The sequence below is a fragment of the Legionella stuttgartensis genome, from assembly GCF_977063405.2.
The window spans coordinates 1-1302 of the sequence record NZ_CDRUHA020000090.1 but is presented as its reverse complement, the minus strand read 5'-3'; the positions used below and the strand labels follow the sequence as shown (position 1 = coordinate 1302).

Genomic DNA, 1302 nt, shown 5'->3' with positions numbered 1-1302 from the left:
CGATGTCTAAGGGTTTGTAGTTATTAAAAATAGGAAACTGCCCAATAGCGCGTAACGCTTCAATTTTACTAGAGCTGTTGGCTCTGTCAGCAAGGTCTACTAACTCAGATACCGTAAATCCATATTCAATGAGCAACGTTCTACACTCAGGAAGCTGTGTTAAGGTTCTACTCGATGCACTTTTTTGTGCAATAGAAAACATTTGAGCAGGTGTAAATCCGAGCTCTGAAATAATCGCTAGCTCAAGTATCTTAAACAATGCGTCTAAGTTGTGCGCACCACCGTCATGACCAAGAATGCGCGCTACCGCTTGGCCTTTATTTTGAAATTGAAGTTTATCTAAATTGGCGAGAGCCTGCTCGTTTTCTAATAATTTAAGCAGTGCGCCTAAGTTGCGCGAACCACCAGTCTGAGCAAGAATGCGCGCTACCGCTTCGCCCTTATTTTGAAATTGAAGTTTATCTAAATTGGCGAGAGCCTGCTCATTTTCCAATAATTTAAGCAGTGCGCCTAAGTTGCGCGCACCACCACCCTGACCAAGAATGTGCGCTACCGCTTCGCCCTTATTTTGAAATTGAAGTTTATCTAAATTGGCGAGAGCCTCGTCGTTTTCTAATAATTTAAGCAGTGCGCCTAAGTTGCGCGAACCACCGTCATGACAAAGAATGCGCGCTACCGCTTCGCCCTTATTTTGAAATTGAAGTTTATCTAAATTGGCGAGAGCCTGCTCGTTTTCTAATAATTTAAGCAGTGCGCCTAAGTTGTGCGCACCACCATGATGAGCAAGAATGCGCGCTACCGCTTGGCCTTTATTTTGAAATTGAAGTTTATCTAAATTGGCGAGAGCCTGCTCGTTTTCCAATAACTTGAGCAGTGTGCCTAAGTTGTGCGAACCACCGTCGTGACCAAGAATGCGCGCTATCGCTTCGCCTTTATTTTGAAATTGAAGTTTATCTAAATTGGCGAGAGCCTGATTGTTTTCTAATAATTTAAGCAGTGCGCTTAAATTGTGCGAACCACCAATTTTACCAAGAATGCGCGCTACCGCTTCGCCCTTATTTTGAAATTGAAGTTTATCTAAATTGGCGAGAGCCTGCTCATTTTCCAATAATTTAAGCAGTGCGTCTAAGTTGTGCGAACCACTTTGATGACTGAGAAGGTTCACCACATTATCGAGTGTTAATCCTAGCTTTGAGCGTAATTTTTTTTCCTGCTGCTCTTGAGTTAACTTTTTTAGGGCTTTTAATGAGGATACGCCTTGAGCCAATAGTAAAATGAGCTGTTCTTTTGTTATATCAAAAG

Annotated in this window: 1 protein-coding gene; it reads right to left on the bottom strand. The window is 42.3% G+C overall.

The window, feature by feature from the left end:
• Positions 1–1302: hypothetical protein (locus ACWTEW_RS30175; RefSeq protein WP_454783628.1), on the bottom strand; the 1302-nt coding region annotated here is incomplete at both ends.